The sequence below is a fragment of the Pseudobutyrivibrio sp. genome (assembly GCF_017471675.1).
Lineage (GTDB): Bacteria > Bacillota > Clostridia > Lachnospirales > Lachnospiraceae > Pseudobutyrivibrio.
The window spans coordinates 1-16644 of the sequence record NZ_JAFUSK010000021.1; the positions used below are offsets into that span (position 1 = coordinate 1).

A 16644-nucleotide genomic window follows, 5' to 3' on the forward strand; every position below is an offset into this window, starting at 1 on the left:
CGTAGCTCAGAGGCTTTTTGACATGCAGGAGTACTACGATAACCTCAATAAAATACAAAAGGAGCTCATAAAAATGAGAGTGGCCTGAGGAATACAATATTAACTGAAAGATGAATTTACACACAAATATGGACTTGACTGTTCATCTTTATATTGTGCTCCTTTATTTTATTCAATAATGGTTACCATACATAAGTATGGTAACCAAATCTCTTAAAATGGAGTCTTTCCCCAAGAATTCATACATCCTTCCACTTTAATGATTTTAAAATCTGGTTTCATGTTCTTTCACCTTCTTCCCGTTCTTATAATATTATCTTACTAACGTAATAAACAGCCGACAAAGTTGTGAAATATTTTTTCACAACTTTGTCGGCTGTTGTAATAAAACGCTCTATTATATGATTCTCGATGCAAATAAAAATATTTTTTAAGGAGCTATTTAAAACATGAAACAACTAAAAAAACTTATCATCATCACAACACTTATACTTACAGTAACAACTACTACAACTTCACTGAGACAATTTTTGCCTTGCAATAATGGTGATATAGATGTCGAAGATTTATTTTAATTCAGACATATAAAAACTTAGTTTTTTATTATTACAGAAGTCACAAATTTTTGCGCAACCTAACACATCTTTGTTGAACTCAATTTTTGTGGCTTCCGTTTTTTCTGCTTCGTAGTTATTCCAACAAACATTGTATGAGGCCATATATAATCCATGAAATCTGTTTAATCTAAAAGTAGTTTTTATTATCACTTCTGAAATCTTATTGGATTCAATATATTTTCCACTATTGCCCAACATACTGGCTTCCCAATCTTTAATAAGTTCATAGCTAGGAAAATGTGAAATACGCATAGGTCCTGTAAATTCACTACAAAAATCCAATACCTTCTTCTGCCAGTTGTCTCCATCTAGCTGTGTTGCAATATTATATAATAATACAATTTCACCTGCAGTGAGATAATAATAATCTCGATTGATAATATTGCTTTTAATAGAGAAGGATAATGCAGTCTGTAAATTCTTAATATAAGATTCTTTATCTAGCCCTATCTCCATCTTCTGCCTTATGTTAAGCATTCGTATTATTGCCTGCTTATTCGGTATATATCTCCTATCCAACCACTCTAATAAACAATCCATCTTAGCATAAGCTGTAGCAAAGTCCCTTTGATTGATTGCTACTCTATAATCATTAAAAATATTGATTACATTTATATCATCTGTAACTATTTGAGCTCTTCTATATTCTGCCAACAATCCCATTTTTTCAAATAGGCTCTTCATTACAAACTGTTGTGGCTTACTTTTTTTAGCTTCTATCCTTTCTATTGTTCTCTTAGAGCATATTCCCTCTGCAAGTTTTTCTCTTGTAATACCAAGCATTCTCCGTCTATCATGAATAACAGTAGCAATGCAGTTTACAATTGAATCTCTATAGATATATCCACTTTGCGCCATAGGTATTGTAATATCATATCTAGAAGCAAGATTATCCAAAATATCCACAACATCTTTTTCTAATAAAAGTTCATCAATATGGAATTCCAAATGACTCGCTAATTCACTTCTAGCCTTAACTATTTCTTTTAGATAATAAAAACGCTCTGTCTTTTTTAATAATTCTATAGCTTTATTTGAATGTCTCCACGCTTTATGATAATCAGCCTCTAAACCATACTTTTTTAATGTATTAAAATACGCCCACACAGCAAAAGGAAGTATCTTTGCCTTTGCTATATCCTCCAAGAAAGAATTTTCAATATATTTAATCAAATTCTCAAAAAGTTCAGCTATCTTATCAGGAGTTTTCTCATTTGCTGGCATATATAGTAACCAATTAATTACATAGTAAATCTCCACAGGTGATAACACTATTCTATCATCAATTGTGAAAGAAACATTCTTACTCATTGTTTGATATACAGTTTTTTCGTAAAGCCTATACACTGTCTCGTCACTAGCCCCTTCATAAGCAAGTATTCTAGCTTCCACATCTAATAGGAATTGTTTTTCAACCTTATTTACCCTTTTCCAAGATTTTGAAATAGAATTGTATAGGTCCCTTGCTTCTTCCCATTTTGAATCCTCAATTAAGAGTAATAGCTTTTCTCTATTCTCCCATCTTTCATATTCGTCAAACTGGACATAGTCTTCATACCCCTCTGACGAAACGCCAAGACGCCCCATTATTCTATTTCTCATCAGATAATCTGGCAATCTATCACCAGTCTGGATATAATGCATATTCCCCAGAGAATATAGGCCTTTTGCCAACACTTCAATATTTACATTCCTATATTCTCTTACTGATTCCATCAATGTATGGAAATGTATTAAATCTTTTTCGTACATCTATCTACCTTACTTTCAAACAAGCAGCCACTATGGCTGCTTGTATCATTATAGTCTACTATCATGACAGGTGAAGTACACTGTCTGACGTTCGTCGGCTATGGTATGAAGGAGTTTTAAGGACTCCTTTATTTTTTTGTCGTCAAGATTGGTAAATGGATCATCCAAAATGAGGATTGGCTTTTCCTCTGGGTAGAGCACATCCACTAGGGCTAGGCGAGAGCAGAGAGCTACTAAATCCTGGTATCCCTGGGATAGGTACTCGGCGCCCTTGGTGCTGCCTGAATAAGTAAGCTTGATGTTAAGGTCCATATCAAGCTCGAAGTCATCGATGGCGTAGCCGGATTTGGTGCCATCTGGGCCGTCGATTAGGCTTAAGTATTTGTGCAAGCCATTTTGAAGTGGCTGCATGTATTTGGCCTGGAAGCTTTCTCTGGCACGATTAAGGAAATCCTCTGTCTTGCCCAGGATGTCGGCTTCCTTTCTGTATTCCTTTTCCTTTACTTCAAGACGCTCTATCTGGTCTGAAATATCGCTTAATCGCTCTACTTCTTCTAGAGCCTGGGATAGGTTTTCCTTCTCCTGAATCAGCTGCTTGTTAAGCTCCATAATCTGCTCATCAAGCTCTGACTGCCTCTGCTGCAAATCATCTACAGATTGAACATCCTCATTTACATCAAAGGCTGCCTCAAACTTGGCTATTTCTTCCTTTAGCTCATCAATACGTTCCTTGATTGCCTCGTACGCATGCTTCTTAAGACCTATGCTTTGTATTGCCTCAGCTCGTCTTAAAGATTCATCTACAGGGAAGCGTCTAAGTATATTTTCAATATCAGATGTCATTGTCTTGATGGAATTCTCATGGGCTGCAAGCTCTTCCTGTGACTCCAGATACTTGGCGTATCTATCTGCATCCTTCTTAAGCTGCGCCAAGAATTCGTATTCCCCGCCCATATCGTACAGATTGATTCCATAGCAGCTGGCAAAAGGCTGTATCTTAGTGTAAAGCTCCAACTGCAAATCAGCCAGCTCATCAAGTGTACCCTCAGCCTCCTGATGACGAGCATTTTCCTCTTCAAGCAAATGTCTGTATTGATCCAGCTTACGTCTGATTTCGTAAACATTCTCCTGCATGGTGGATGCTCTGGTAAGAAGGAAATGAGATAAGAAATCCTCACACTCTTCCTCTAGCTCCCTAAGCTCTAGCTTGCTCATTTCAAGCTCGTCTTCTTCCTGCTCTATTCTGTCCTCATAGTCAGAAGATTCCCTAAGCTTGCGCTTATGAGTACGCCTACCACTGATAATGAGGGCAAGCACATCCAAAACTATAGCTACGATGCTTACGATTTCCACTATACGGCCAATTTCGTTTGCCATATAGCCTGTAAACACTGCACCTGTAAGAATAAAAATAATCAAAAGAATAGTGCCAAGTATATGCCAAACAGTCACGGTATTTCTCTTATTAATCTTTTCATTGGCCTCCTGCTCAGCCTTAAGAGTAATTAATCTCTCATTGCTTTGGCTGATACGTGCCTGCAAGCCAGTAATCTGAGTAGTCTGGCGCTCCACATGGGCAAGCTGTTCGTCAGTAGGCACCAGCTTATCAAAGAAAAACTTAAGCTCTGTCAGCTGCTTAGCTGATTCCTCGGAAAGCTTGGAATGCTCAGCCTTTGCTCTAAGCTCAGACAGATTAGCTGCCATCTTATTCCACATAGCAAATTCGCTATCATCAGGAATCTTATCTAAGAATGGCTTTTCAAAGGCTGGCTCTTCCTTTTCAACATCCTCAAGCAATGCATTATATGCTCTCTCATGAACAGCCAAGTCACGCTCAGTCTGCTCTAGCATTACAAGCTCATCATCAGATGGCACACCTACTGCAAAGAAATTATCAAGGTCTGAAATCTTTTGCTCCTCAGACAAAAGATTTTCCTTATGGATTCGATATGCACCAAGCTCCTGCTCCTTCTTACTCTGAAGCTGAATCTGCTCTGCAAGCTTCGCCTTCTCATCGTTAAGCTTATCAAGATTGTCCTGCTTCTCCTCAATAAGGCAGCTCATAGCCTCAACGCTCTCTTCTATGGCTGGGAGCTTTTCGTATTCCTCGCGGCATTTATTAATCTCCAGCTTAGTTCCAAAGAGCTTACCAGGATTAATCTTACTATTGCGGGTATATTCCACCCTGGCTTCCTTCACACTCTTAAGAGCCATATCGAAGTTACTGATATCATCCCTGGCAGATGTAAGATTTCCCATCTTGGCATTCAGTGAATCAGTCATGGCTGTACCAAGAGAAAGCTGAGGAATATACACACTCTTCTCAAAGGAATCCCTATCTACCTTAAAAAGCTCCTCACCGATATCCTCGGTGAAATCAGTACTCTCCAGTCCTGTCACATTATCATATAGTGCAAAGGTATCATCCCTATCAGTCTTGCCAAATGTACGCTCAATACGGTACTGTCTATCCTTAACGCTAAAGACGATATTACCGCCACACAGGCTTCCATCCCAAGGCAGATAATGGTTACGCTCTAACAGCTTTTTCTTAGTATTAGGCGAATACTCAAGCCCGTAAAACATAGCCTTGATAAACACGGAAAAGGTGGTCTTGCCCCATCCATTCTCCTGCAGGATTGAGTTAAAGCCCTGATTAAAATCATATTTAAATTCTGTAATCTTGCCAAAATGGGCAATATAACAAGAGATAAGTTTCATTTATATTTCCTCCCCCATTATGGCTCTAATGCCAATTTCGATAATCTTAGCCTTTTCATCCTCATCCATATCCTGAGACTGCACCAGCCTGACGAACTCGCCCTTAAGGCTCTTATCATATTTGAAGCTATCGTAATCTACTAGAGTCTTAGTTCTGTCATAACATTTTACAAAGAAATATTTATTCTCAAACAAGCGGACAAAGCGGATAATATCAAGCTCATCATCCAGCTCTCTCTCTCCTGTCAGCACGAACTTAACCAAATCCTGGTCATCCACATCAAGCAACTGCTCCCTGGCCTTAGCTGCTACCGCCTGTAAATCCATATCCGCAGTAACCTCTACATTAATCTCATGCAAGCGCCTAAGGGCAAATGGAATAAACTCCGATGTTATCACACCATTCTCTACCTCCATCAGCACAAAGCCCTTATCACCTGTCTCGTCGAAGCCGCGGCCCTCTAAGCATCCCGGATAGCAATACACACCTCTATCATCCAGTGGCTCAAACATAAACTTGTGGACATGTCCCAGTGCCAGATAATCAATAAACTTGCCCTTCAATGCCTGTGTATTGATAATCTCCGCACCATCCTTACCATCATAATCAGCCTGCTGTCCATGCAACATAACGATATTAGTAGCCGCCGAATCAAGCACCAGACGCTGAGCCATAGTAGACACATTGCTGTCATTTAGCTCCATGCCTGTAATCACTACATCCTCGCAACTATAGCTGGTCCAACCATCTGCATTAAACATATGAAAATTAGAAGGTATCTCATCTATACCCTCTTCCATAAAATCGCATCTATCATGATTGCCCTTAAGATAATAGAAATCAATCTCAGGCGCATCTACAATCTGCTCCACAACACGCTTCTTAACATCCTTGCGGATATGCGTCTTGTCGAACAAATCGCCAGCAATCAAAATAGCCCTAACGCCGTTTTGCTTAGCAAACTCTACCATACGCTCGTAGGTTTCCACCAGCTCAATACGACGAAGTGCCGCTTGCTCTTTATCTAAATTACTTTCCATCTTGGAATCTAAGTGCAGGTCCGCACAGTGAATAATCTTCATGCCATTACCCCCGAAAAAACTACGTATATTCTACCATATTTGTTACACCTTGTAACTATCTACTGCCCCATCTTGCCCCCAATCTTAGCCTACCTCCTGCCTTCCCTTAACCCTCCGTTGCCCCTGCCCCGCCTACCCCACCGCTTAATAAATTTCGGATGCCATGCCACGGGCGCTTATTTCTATAGCTTCCCGCCATCATTTGAGCAGAATCGTACATTTTCTTAATGCTGCAAATGCCCCTTCAAGTTAGTGTCTTTTTACTGATTTTGCACTTTCAGCCTACTGTATCCCTGACACAGACACTCTTGATGTTCTAAAAAGCTTCCACATTAAAATATATAAATAATTGCATTCATATTACATTCGCTAAGTAGAATCTAAAAGCTGTTTTTGTATGTTTTCGTACCGGCTTCAAGCTCAGTCCATTTCGCTATCAGCCTTGGGCTGCCGTCCGTGGCAGCCCATACGCAAACATTCAAAAACTGCTTTAAGATTCTACTAAGCTCATTTCAAAATCATGCAATTATTTATATATTTTAATATGGAAGCTAGTTAGGGTATATGAGTGTCTGTGTCAGGGAGACAGTAGGCTGAAAGTGCAAAGAATTAAAAAGACTCTAACAATCAAAGAAGGGGCATTTGTAGTATTTAGAAAATGTAGATTCTGGGATTGTGGCGGGAAGCTATAGAAATAAGCGCCCGTGGCATGGCAAAAGAAGTCCTAAATTGGCGGTGGGGCAGGCGGGTGGACGTAAAAATGAGGCCACCTATGGCATACATAAGTGACCCCACCTTTTGGAAATTTATTATTCAGACTTTAGTCTAAATTGGCTAACTACCTTTGTAAGGCTTTCGGAGATATCGTTTTGCTTGTCGGACATTCCGTTGATTTCGATGACTGTTTCGGATAGGTTCTCAACGGAATCCATTACGTTGCCGCTGTTGGCTGCTGTGTTTTGGGTAGCCTCGGCGATGTTCTGGATGGCATCACGTACCTCGCTCATAATTTCCTGAATTGAATCAGTCATCTGAGAAAGTTTTTCGGATGTTGCCTTGATTGATTCAGCATCCTGTCCGTATCTTTCAGCTACGTCTACGAAGTTCTTGTAGTCAGGTGTAACTGTGTCTGATACGTAATCGAGAAGGGATTTTGCATTGGTAGCAAGTCCTTCGAAGGCTTCCTGGATACCGGAGATTGTTTCCTGAATCTTGCCTACAGAATCTGATGTCTGGCCTGCCAGCTTACCGATTTCTGTAGCAACTACTGCGAAGCCCTTGCCCTGCTCACCAGCTCTGGCTGCCTCAATGGAAGCATTCAGAGAAAGTAATGTGATTTGGTCTGCAATGTCTGCAATTACGCTTGCCATTTCTCCGATGCTCTCAACAACCTTTGATTGAGCTATGCTGTCTTCAAGCTTTGTCTGGAAGCTTGTCTGTAATGTTTGAGATTTATCAAAGGCTTCCTGGCTGCTCTTTCCAATTTCAGCTGCACGCTTTTGGATATCGATAGCAAGCTCTAAGCTGCCTTTTGTTTCATCGTTAAGATTGTCTGTAGACTGAGCAACCTGGTCAACTGATGCTGATAACTCCTCTGTGGCTGCTGATGAATTCATCATGTCTGAGTTTACGTCACCCATTACATCTACAATCTTATCAAACTCTATCTTGAGCTGTTCAGCAGAAGTCTTTAGTGTACTGCTGGCTTCATTGATTTCTACAGAGTAATCCGCAATGCTTTGGATAACCCCCTTGTTGTTTCCGTACATATCGTTAAGAGAAGAAGACATAACTGCAAGCTCATCTCTGCCCTTGATTGATAATGAATCAATGGTGAAATCACCCTCTGCAAGGCGTGTTGCAAAGCCTTGAACCTTGCGGATTGTTTTGACTACACCACCGATACCAATTACAATTATTATGATTGCAACGATGATTGCAACAATACATACTGCAATAAGTCTGTTAATCAGCTGGTAGATAGGCTGCATAAGCTCGTATGCCTGGATGGCTACCATTAGCTTCCAGCCTGTTAAACCGATTGTATCAAAATATACTTTATAATCGTTCTCGCCATCTGAATAGCCGGTTACACCATTGGTATCAGCAATAACTGTGTTCATCATCTTTACCACTGAAGCATTGTCATCAGCTGTAAGATTTGCACCTTCCTGAACCTTAGTATCATCGTAGCCTGCTATTAAAAGACCATCAGCACCAGTAAGAATACCTACGCCAGTCTCGCCCACCTTGATATTTCCTATGATGCTTGTGATGGCTGAGAGTTCAATATCAACTGTGACACATCCAATCTTCTTTCCACCAACAACAATTGGAGTTGAACAAGAGGACATGATTGTTCCGGAAGTAGGGTCATAATAAGGGTCTGTAATCATTGGCTTATCACTACCCATTGCATTGGTATAGTATTCCTGAGCGAAATAATCGTACTCGGCATTGCTGTACTCCCAAGTAGTTACTGCATTACCACCATCCTTGTATACGTAAGGGCCATAATACTGCTGTTCAGGATCATAGGCGTATGGTTCAAACCAAAGACCTGAGCCTAGCACAATATCATTGGTAGCAATCATATCCTGTAGCATCTTCTCATAAGCTGCCCACTCAGTGTAGGTATAAGATGAAGCAACACTGATTGCTATAGAATTAGCCAATGTTTCTACATCCTGAAGGTAGCCTGCCACCTCTGCGCTGTTTGCTCGAAGCTCGGCCTGCATAGATTCCTGAGTCTTTCTATCTACAAGAGCCTCACTGGATGTTGCGGATATAATTGTTAGAACGATCTGAGCCAATACCAAAACCGGCAAAATCATTACTAACATTTTGGTTCCAATTTTCTTAAAATTCATATATTGCCCTCCAATGCGTAATACAGTCCCCTTAGATAAAAAAATTTTATTGCATAAATGTGTAAAAATGTTGAAAATTCCTCATCCATACTATGAATTTTTTGCGTAAAAAACCACCTGGCTATAGAATTTGCCAGGTGGTTATCAATTAAATCTATTGCTCGGCCTGTTTTAGGAAGATGTTCTCAATTGCATTTATAATCTTGGTCTGCATAGGTGGCTTTACAAAATAGCCTGCAGGCTTAAGATCTAAAACAGCATCTACATGCTCCTTATCAGCAATTCCTGTAAGGAATATAACTGGAACATCCTTATAATCCTCCTCAGAGCGAATCATCTCCAATGTCTTTCTGCCATCTACAACAGGCATCTCATAATCAAGAATGATTAAATCTGGTCTATCCTGCCCCATAGCCTTCATGCATTGCGCTGCAGATGTTGCAAGTGTTACCCTGTATTTATCCTGTAGCATGTTGCGCATATTTCTAAGCAATACTGGATTATCATCTACCACAATAATATGGCGCTTATCTGTCTCCACAACTGCATTCAGTATAGCGTCAGCATTCATGCCAAATTCCTCGCAAATGCCTCTGATGATAAGCTCTCTGGATGCCTGCTCGATGTTCTTAAATTGACCAGAGTAATAATAAGAAATGAACATCTGCTTCTTAAGCTCTTTTCCATAAGTAAGTACTGGAAGCTGTGGATTATATTCAGAAATAGCTTCGAATATCTCCTCATGGGATATATCAAAACCATCTATGTCCATGATTACCATATCTGGACCAAACAGTTTTAGCATACTCTTAACAATCTTTCCACTACTGGTGCACAGCTGAGTATGAAAGTGCTGTGAAAGAAAAGAATTAACGTCCGATGGTGAATCGGAACTAAAGTCCCCAACAATTAGTAGTTTTCGCATAATATTCTCCTTAATTTTGTAGCTTTTCTATATCTGCCAGTGCCTCATCGTCCTCAAGATTCATAACATGTATATTCAAATGCTCCAACCTTTCTTGAACGTCCCCCTCATAAGCAAATGACATTATTTGTTTCATATTATTATCAGCAGCCTCGGAATCATGAGTCATTATTGCCATCTTAAGCATCTCAAGAAGAGCAAACAAATCGTCCATATCCTCCATCTTTGGCTTTTCAACATCAGATGAAAGTACTGCTAATCTGGATTTCATTGAATCCATCTCTTCCAAAAGAATTGGTGTCAGCATCTTGATTCTATCAATATCCTTATCCCTGGCTGCATACTCACAGAGCTTAGCAAGTCCGCCCAGTGATGTAGCGCCTATGGTATTAGACATGCTCTTAACCCCATGCACCTTGATTCTGTAATCTTCCAATACAGATTCGTCTATACTATTATAATACCTGAGAATCTCGTCTCTTTCAAACCCGATTGAATCATAAAAATCAATTGCGGTCTGATATACCATATTAGTATCAGGAAAATGCAACAGTGCATAATCCCAATCGATTCCTTCTATATCTGGCAATTCTACCTTCTTAGAACGATGTTTTCTCGCTTCATCCTTAGCATCTGGCTCATGATATTCCAACAGATTCTCTGGTAGGAAATCACGAATCATCTTTTCCAGCTGTGCCGGCACAACAGGCTTAGACAAAAATCCATGGAAGCCCATAGTCAAATATCTATCCTTTGCCCCTGCAATAGCATTTGCAGTAAGAGCAATTACAGGAGTTCCCAAACATCTATTACCATCCAGCGTTCCCATAGCCTTGAAGGTCTCCACACCATCCATACCTGGCATCATGTGGTCAAGGAAAATCATATCAAAATGCTGTTGCTTAATAAGCTGCAAGCACTCTGCACCACTGGAAGCCTCCTGGATTTTAACCTTGGAATCCTTAAGCAATGCCACAAAAACCTTTCTATTCATGGCATTATCATCTACTATAAGGAAGTTTGCCTTAGGCGCCTCAAAGCTCGTACTATACTCATAATTAGATGTAAGCTGCTTTAGCTTTTGCTCAAAATCACCGATAGGCTCCTTATTTACCACCTCTTGGGACAGTGTAAAATAGAATGTGGAGCCTGAACCATATACACTCTCCACCTCTAAGTTGCTTCCCATCATCTTAAGCAGATTCTGGGTAATAGTCATTCCAAGGCCTGCGCCCTCGATATTTCTATTTCTATTAACCTCTAATCTCTCAAAGGATTCAAACATTCTCTTGATATCCTCTGGCTTAATACCGATACCAGTATCCTTTACCTTAAAGGTCAAATCCACATAATTGCCAAAGCTCTTTTCACAGTCAACACTGATTTCAATATAGCCTTCCTGGGTATACTTAACTGCATTAGTAATAATATTAGTAAGAATCTGTTTAATTCTAATATCATCACCAAGCATATCACAAGGAATAGTGCTATCAATACTAAGCTTTAGCTCCAGGTTCTTTTCCTTAGCACGAAGTGTAACATTATTAAGGACATCATGCATCAAACTCATAAATGCATACTCACCCTTAACAATTCCCATCTTACCAGACTCAATCTTTGTAATATCCAGTATATCATTAATCAGCGACAACAGATTCTGTGAAGCAGTCTTAATATCCAGCGCATACTCCTCCACTACCTTTTCTGAGGTCTCCCTAAGAATCATCTCATCCATACCCATAATAGTATTGATAGGAGTTCTTATCTCGTGAGACATATTTGCCAGGAAATTACTCTTGGCCTCCGTAGCTGTCTGAGCCTGCTTCTCAGCCTTCTTCGCCTGCAGGGTTTTCTCTAACAAATCATCGTTATTTATAGCCGCCTGCTTATACAATCTATCATAGAGGCCTCTCTGAAACTTGATAATACCACCTATTGTAAAAGCTGTTATCATAAGAGATTGAATAACATCCAAAAATACATTTGCTCTAGGCTCCAAGCTTATTACATACTCAGGATGATAATAGGAAATAACATAGCATCCCACTATAATAGCCACATCAGTAAGAAGCAAAAACAAAAAGTCCATGCCATCCAACAGCATAAACATAAAAATAATGCCCATGGAGAACCAGCACACCATACCACTATTGATTCCACCTGTTACAAAAAACATAACAGGGAACAAACCAATAGCCACCGCGAAGCAAACCGCAATAGTGCTATTCTTCAAGCAATTACGGAAATTGGCCATGTAGATACACACGCCATCTATAATTATAGATACCAAGATAACAGCTGTCAGCAACCCTGACATACCACCAATTATATTCAATGGAATTGTTACAACACCACCTACGAACCCAATAATCGTAATAATATTAAACAACACCAAATCCGTTGGTAAATCCTGACTAAAAAATCTCTTATGTATTGCTTTGAGCTTCTTCAATTTCCGTCACTCCAAATCTACTACTAACTTACGCACTTTCACGCATCAATTTGCGCACATACCTAAGATAAATATAATAAAATATTCCCAATCCTACAAGACTTTGCGCCCCCAAAAACGTGAAGATTTTGTGTCCTCGCCCAGCCCTGCCCACCTGCCCCTCTATCTGGCCTACGCCTATGCCTCACCCATACCATCTTGGGGCGCAACGCCACTGTAGCATGGTGATTTCCCTATACTTTCTGCCACAATCGCAGAATCTTTATTTTCTAAATGCTACAAATGCCGCTTCTTTGATTGTTAGTGTCTTTTTAATTCTTTGCACTTTCAGCCACCTGTATTCCTGGCGCAGACACTCATACACTTTATTTAGCTTCCACATTATAATTTATAAATAATTGCATGATTTTGGAACGAGCTTAGTAAAAGAAAAAGCGGGTTTTGCATGTTTTAGTATGGGCTGCCACGGACGGCAGCCCAAGGCTGATAGCGAAATGGACTGAGCTTGAAGCCGGTACGAAAACATTCAAAACCCGCTTTTAGCTTTTACTTAGCGAGTGTAATATGAATGCAATTATTTATAAATTATAATGTGGAAGCTTTTGAAAACATCAAGAGTGTCTGTGCCAGGAATACAGGTGGCTGAAAGTGCAAAATCAGTAAAAAGACACTAACTTGAAGCGGGATTTGCAGCATTAAGAAAATATTAGATTCTGCTCAAATGATGTCAGAAAGTATAGGGAAATCACCATGCTACAGCCTGCGTTGCCTAGAAATATTACGGGGGGTGAAGCATAGGCCGTAGCCCCCACCCTTTGTAGGTGGGCAGGGCGTAGGCTAGATGTTTTCGATTTGCCAGTCGATTGGGGCGAGGCCGTGGTTGGTTAGGAACTGGTTGGTTTGGCTAAAGTGTTTGCAGCCGAAGAAGCCCCTGTATGCTGAGAGAGGGGATGGGTGTGGTGCGCGAAGGATTAGGTGGTTAGGGTTGTTTAGCTTGGCGCACTTTTTGGCTGCTGGGGAGCCCCATAGTAGGAATACGATTGGGCGATCCTGCTTGTTTAGGATGTCGATTACGGCATCAGTGAACTGTTCCCAGCCAAGGCCTGCATGGCTGGCAGCCTGGTGTGCTCTGACGGTGAGTACGTTGTTGAGCATAAGAACGCCCTGACGTGCCCATTTTTCCAGGTAGCCGTTGTTTGGAATGTAGCAACCTAAATCGTCCTGTAATTCCTTGTAGATGTTTACAAGTGATGGTGGAGTCTTAACACCAGGCTTTACGGAAAAGCATAAGCCGTGGGCCTGGCCTGGCTCATGGTAAGGATCCTGTCCTATGATAACAACCTTCACGTCTTTAAGTGGGGTGAAATCAAAGGCGTTGAAAATATCGTCTGCCGGTGGGTAGACGATGTTTTCGTGGTATTCCTTTTTAACATTTTCGTAAAGTGATTTGTAATATGGCTTTTTAAATTCTGGTGTAAGTGGCTCTAGCCAATCATTTGAAATTGCTGACATTTAATTCTCCTATTGTAATATCCAATCATCTAAAGGCAGCCAGTAGCCCTTTTCTTTTAGCTCATCTTCGATGAGGTCAAGGGTGTCCTCGCTGTCGGCGCTAATCACGTGATAGTGATAGCCGCTGGTGGCAGAGCTTAGGGATTTGGACTTGCCTGATTTGATGGCTTCCATAAATTCCTTGGCAGCACGCCTGCTGCTCACGTTAAGTGGTGCCTCTAGTCTGTTGTAAAATCTATGATTAATGATGATGTTTTCTGCACATCCACCATTGTCTACTATCGTAAATAGCTCATCAAGTATTTCATCATCAGTGTGATGGCTTTTGATAATGCGCTTGCATTTGCTCTCGGAATTGATGACGTAGCCCCTGTTGGTGGATGTAATGTCCACTCCGTTGGCACGGATAAGGGCAATGTCTGTGACGATTACCTGGCGGCTTACGTCTAAGCGCTTGGCAAGAGCTGTGCCAGACACTGGTGTATCGCATTTACGAATTATATCTATTATTTGCTTTCGCCTAGATTCTCCGTCCATGCTTCCTCCAATTATATAGCATGTAGATTCTTCATTGAAATATCAAGGATTGGTGCTGAATGAGTAAGGGCGCCACTTGATACGTAATCTACACCGCTATCAATAATGTTTTTAATGTTTTCTTTTGTTACGTTGCCTGAGCATTCTGTTTTTGCTCGACCATTAATTATTTTAACAGCTTCCTGCATAGTTGCAACATCCATATTGTCTAGCATGATGATATCTGCACCTGCATCTGCTGCTTCCTTAACCTGTTCAAGGGTCTCTGTTTCGATTTCTATCTTTCTAACAAATGGGGCGTAGGCCTTTGCCATCTGTATTGCCTTTGTGATAGAGCCTGCTGCACCAATGTGGTTGTCCTTAAGAAGCACTCCGTCAGAAAGATTGTATCTGTGATTCTGACCACCACCACATTTTACTGCATACTTTTCAAAGATGCGCATGTTAGGTGTAGTCTTTCTGGTATCAAGAAGAACTGTTTTGCTGCCCTCTAATAATTGTGCTACGTCGTGAGTGTATGTAGCAATACCACTCATTCTCTGAAGATAATTGAGGGCTACACGCTCACCTGAAAGAAGTACACGAATGTCACCCTTGACCTTTGCCATAAGCATTCCCTTTGTGACAGCATCGCCATCCTTAACATACTTTTCTACAACTGTATTTTCATCTAAAAGCTTAAATACACGCTCATATACATCCATGCCGCAGATGATTCCGTCCTGCTTTGCAATAAGCTCTACCTCGCCAGCCTTGGCCTCTGGCATAACTGCATTAGTGCTAACGTCTTCGCTTGAAATATCTTCTCTAAGAGCCATCTTAATTAGCTCGTCTGCGTTTAGTCTCATAGTAATATCGTTCATTTATATTGCCTCCTTCTCGGCTCTAAGATTTGCTTCTTTTTTAATCTCACCAACTACCATTGCGTGATAGTATTCCATGATACTTGGTAAATCCTCGTAACCATCCATGTTTACAAGGTTATCAAAATCAGCAGCCTTTTTAAAGCTTTCCTTTGCTGCAATATCAGCTGCTGCACGTTTGGCAAATACCAGGCTCTCCAACAAAGAATTGCTTGCAAGCCTGTTGCGACCATGGACTCCGTTGCAGCTGGTTTCACCAACGGCGTATAACTGTTCCATTGTGGTTTTGCTGTCTTTGTCTACATAGATGCCACCCATAAAATAGTGCTGGGCTGGCACAACAGGCACCCATGTCTTAAGAGGATCAAAGCCTGCCTCCACACAGTGCTTGTATATGTTAGGGAAGTGGTTAAGAATTTCTTCCTCTGGAATTGGGGAGAAATCCAGCCATACATGCTCTGTTTTCTGCTCCTTCATCTTGGCAAGGATTGCATTGCTTACCACATCTCTTGGCTGTAATTCGTCTGTAAAGCGCTCACCATTCTTATCGCGAAGCACCGCTCCCTCACCACGGACTGATTCAGATATTAGAAAGCTTCTGCCGTTTTGTCTTGTAAAAAGTGTGGTTGGATGTATCTGCACATAGTCGCAGTTTTCCAGGCGCACGTTGTGATACATGGCAAGTGCTAAAGCATCACCTGAAATATGTCTGTAGTTGGTTGAGTGTGGGTAAACTCCACCTAAGCCTCCACAGGCAAGGACAGTTACATCCGCTTCTATTGTGGATGTCTTTCCATCCATATCAGCCACTACTATTCCGTAGCATACATTGTCCTGGCACACCCAGTCCACCATTGTGGTGTGAGCCTTAAGGGTAATGTTTTCCCGCTCCATAGCTCTGGCTAGAAGCTTGCTTGTAATCTCTCTTCCTGTCACATCGGCGTGAAACAGGATACGATTGTTAGAATGAGCACCTTCCTTCGTAAATACGAATTGACCATCCTTTTTTTCAAACTCTACACCGTAGCCCTCAAGGTCTTTTATTATATCCTGTGAGCTTCTAATCATTATCTCTACGGATTCCTTGCGGTTCTCATAATGACCTGCCCGCATGGTATCTTCAAAATAAGATTCATAATCATTATCATCCCTAAGCATGCAGATACCGCCCTGAGCTAAGAAGCTGTCGCTTCCATCTAGGGCATCCTTTGAAATGCAAAGAATCTTTTTATCCTGTGGTAGGCTAAGGGCGCAGAATAGACCTGCTGCGCCAGTACCTACGATAACTATATCATAATGTTCCATTTTCTCT

General features: G+C 40.9%; 10 protein-coding genes. All 10 read right to left on the reverse strand.

The window, feature by feature from the left end; all coding sequences use genetic code 11:
• Positions 1-566: 566 nt before the first annotated feature.
• Positions 567-2369, reverse strand: coding sequence for a helix-turn-helix domain-containing protein (locus IJ535_RS03005; RefSeq protein ID WP_294298679.1), 1803 nt, complete (start codon positions 2367-2369; stop codon positions 567-569).
• Between the two features lie 48 nt (positions 2370-2417).
• Positions 2418-5090 carry an AAA family ATPase gene (locus IJ535_RS03010; RefSeq protein ID WP_294298682.1) on the reverse strand — a complete coding sequence of 891 codons (2673 nt, stop codon included), beginning with the start codon at positions 5088-5090 and terminating at the stop codon, positions 2418-2420.
• Positions 5091-6173 (reverse strand): metallophosphoesterase family protein, encoded by a 1083-nt coding sequence (locus tag IJ535_RS03015; RefSeq protein ID WP_294298684.1) that lies wholly within the window; start codon positions 6171-6173, stop codon positions 5091-5093. It lies immediately after the preceding gene.
• A gap of 809 nt (positions 6174-6982) precedes the next feature.
• Positions 6983-9043: a methyl-accepting chemotaxis protein gene (locus IJ535_RS03020; RefSeq protein WP_294298685.1), complete on the reverse strand. Its 2061-nt coding sequence runs from the start codon at positions 9041-9043 to the stop codon at positions 6983-6985.
• A 154-nt stretch (positions 9044-9197) separates the two neighbouring features.
• Positions 9198-9968: a response regulator gene (locus IJ535_RS03025; RefSeq protein ID WP_294298688.1), complete on the reverse strand. Its 771-nt coding sequence runs from the start codon at positions 9966-9968 to the stop codon at positions 9198-9200.
• Positions 9969-9978: 10 nt separating this feature from the next.
• On the reverse strand, positions 9979-12420 hold the full coding sequence (locus IJ535_RS03030) for an ATP-binding protein (protein WP_294298691.1): 2442 nt from the start codon (positions 12418-12420) through the stop codon (positions 9979-9981).
• 837 nt (positions 12421-13257) lie between these two features.
• The gene (gene ung, locus IJ535_RS03035) at positions 13258-13932 is read right to left on the reverse strand and encodes a uracil-DNA glycosylase (protein WP_294298693.1); all 675 of its coding nucleotides are present in this window, start codon (positions 13930-13932) and stop codon (positions 13258-13260) included.
• A gap of 9 nt (positions 13933-13941) precedes the next feature.
• Entirely contained in the window at positions 13942-14469 is a 528-nt protein-coding gene (locus IJ535_RS03040; RefSeq protein ID WP_294291382.1) for a transcription repressor NadR, read from the reverse strand.
• Positions 14470-14480: 11 nt separating this feature from the next.
• On the reverse strand, positions 14481-15332 hold the full coding sequence (gene nadC / locus IJ535_RS03045) for a carboxylating nicotinate-nucleotide diphosphorylase (RefSeq protein WP_294298695.1): 852 nt from the start codon (positions 15330-15332) through the stop codon (positions 14481-14483).
• Positions 15333-16637 (reverse strand): L-aspartate oxidase, encoded by a 1305-nt coding sequence (locus tag IJ535_RS03050; RefSeq protein ID WP_294298697.1) that lies wholly within the window; start codon positions 16635-16637, stop codon positions 15333-15335.
• Positions 16638-16644 lie beyond the last annotated feature (7 nt).